The organism is Brachybacterium phenoliresistens (genome assembly GCF_000576425.1).
Lineage (GTDB): Bacteria > Actinomycetota > Actinomycetes > Actinomycetales > Dermabacteraceae > Brachybacterium > Brachybacterium phenoliresistens.
This window is the reverse complement of record NZ_KK070021.1, coordinates 1-2,493: the sequence shown is the minus strand read 5'-3', so window position 1 is coordinate 2,493 and position 2,493 is coordinate 1. Positions and strand designations below refer to the sequence as shown.

The 2,493-nt window shown below is 72.5% G+C and carries 1 protein-coding gene and 1 pseudogene; both read left to right on the top strand.

The window, feature by feature from the left end; translation table 11 throughout:
- Positions 1–602: pseudogene (locus BF93_RS19910) on the top strand (phosphatase); the annotation flags it as partial.
- Positions 603–797: 195 nt separating this feature from the next.
- Positions 798–2,493: PhoX family protein (locus BF93_RS18700; RefSeq protein ID WP_038374781.1), on the top strand; the 1,696-nt coding region annotated here is incomplete at its 3' end.

The window sequence follows — 2,493 nt, the reverse complement described above, 5'->3', positions numbered from 1 at the left end:
CCTGCGGCCCGATCATCCGCGACCAGGACCGCACCGCCTTCGTCTCCGTCCAGCACCCGGGCGAGGACGGCGAGTTCGGCGCCCAGCGCTCCTACTTCCCCGACTTCGACGGCATGGGCCCGAAGCCCTCGGTGATCCAGGTGCTGCCGGTCCCTGTCGAGGAGCCGACGGAGCCCGAGCCCACCGATCCCGAGCCCACCGACCCGGAGCCGACGGAGCCGGAGCCGACGGAGCCGGAGCCGACCCAGCCCGGGCCGACGGAGCCCGAGCCGACGGAGCCGGAGCCCACGGCCCCCACCCCGACGGAGCCGGAGCCGACCGCACCGGAGCCCACCACCCCTGCGCCGACGACGCCGGAGCCGACGACCCCCTCGCCGACCGCCGCGCCGGGCGGCGGCTCGCACGGCGGCAGCGGCACCTCGGGCGGCGGCTCGGACCGTGACGACCTCGCGAAGACCGGCTTCGGCCTCGCCGCGCCGGCGGCGATCGCGGCCGGGCTTCTCGGCGGCGGCGCAGTGCTGGCCGGTCGCCGACGCGCATCGGCCGCCCCGGTCGATGACGCGGACGGGACCGACGCCTCCCCGGAGGACGACCAGGCCTGATCCGACGCCGGCGGTGAGCGCCGGGCGGGTCCCTCCACCCGCCCGGCGCCCCGCGGCCCCTGCCGCGGAGATGTCCTGCTGTTCATCTTCGCGTTGCCATGGCGTGGGAGCGCTGTCACCCGCTTCGGGCAGGCTCCGAGGTCCCCATGTCGTGCGGCCCCCCACCGCACGTGACCGAATCGAAGGGACCAGACCATGCCTCCGATCAGCCTCCCGCTGCTCATGCAGGGCCACACGCGCGGCAAGCGCTCGGCCGTGACCTGCGCTCTGAAGTGCGCGAACGCCTGCACGGGCGAGACCTGCAACACCTCCTCGAACGGCTACTTCCGCGACATCGCCGCGAGCGCCCTGTCGCGCCGCGCCCTGCTGGGCGGGGGCACCGGTGCCCTCGCCATCGCGCTCGGCGGCACGCAGGGTGCGCTCGCCGCGGGCCCCCAGGCCACCGGCGGCTCCGCCTTCGGCCCCGCGCCCTCGCTCGCCCCGAACGGCACCAAGCTCGACTTCGAAGCGATCGCCCCGGTGCAGTTCGAGGTCGACGATTTCACCGTCCCCGAGGGCTTCGACTGGCATCCCGTGATCCGCTGGGGCGACCCGCTGTTCGACGACGCCCCCGACTTCGACTGGAACGCGCAGAGCGCCGAGGCGCAGAAGCTGCAGTTCGGCTACAACAACGACTACACCGAGATCCAGGAGATCCCGGGCTCGCACGGCAAGCGCGCCGTCATGTTCGTGAACCACGAGTACACGAACGAGAACATCATGCTCCCGGCGGACACCGACGCCGACGAGGCGATCGAGATCGGGATGGCCGCCCACGGCCTCACCGTCGTCGAGCTCGAGCGCCAGAACAAGAACAAGCCCTACCGCTACGTGCAGGGCGCGGAGCTGAACCGCCGCCTCCTCCTGGACACCGAGTACGAGCTCACCGGTCCTGCGGCCGGCTCGGACCTGGTCAAGACCGCGGACGACCCCGAGGGGCGCACCATCCTGGGCACCCTCGGCAACTGCGCGGGCGGCCTCACCCCGTGGGGCACGCTGCTCAGCGGCGAGGAGAACTTCAACGGCTACTTCCGCAGCCCCGGCACCTCCGCCGCCCAGAAGCGCTACGGCCTGGCGGACAAGGCCACCGCCCGCGGCTGGGAGACCAAGCACCCCCGCTTCGACACCCGCAACGCCGGGTACGAGAACGAGGAGCACCGCTTCGGCTACATCGTCGAGGTCGACCCGTGGGACCCCACCTCCACCCCGAAGAAGCACTCCTCGCTGGGCCGCTTCAAGCACGAGGGCGCCAACGTGATCATCGCCGAGGACGGCCGCGCGGTCGCCTACTCCGGCGATGACGAGCGCTTCGACTACCTCTACAAGTTCGTCTCCCGCGACACGTACATCGAGGGCGACCGCGAGCACAACAAGACGCTGCTGGAGAACGGCGACCTGTTCGTCGCGAAGTTCACCGGCAACTCCCCGGCCGCGGAGATCGACGGCTCCGGCACGGTCCCGTCCGACGGCGCCTTCGACGGCTCCGGCGAGTGGCTGCCGCTGGTCGTCGACGGCGAGAGCGCCGTCCCCGGCTTCACCCTCGAGGAGGTCCTGGTCCACACCCGCCTCGCGGCCGATGCGGTGGGCCCGACGAAGATGGACCGCTGCGAGGACGTCGAGCCCTCGCTGCACAGCCGCCGGGTCTACGTCGCCTGCACCAACAACTCGCAGCGCGGCACGGCGGGCAAGGCCGGCGTCGACGAGGCCAACCCCCGCACCGAGAACCGCGACGGGCACATCGTCGAGATCGACGAGCAGGGCGACCAGACCTCCACGACCTTCGCGTGGAACCTGCTGCTGGTGGCGGGCGACCCGGCGCAGGGCGACCAGACCTACTTCTCCGGCTTCCCGG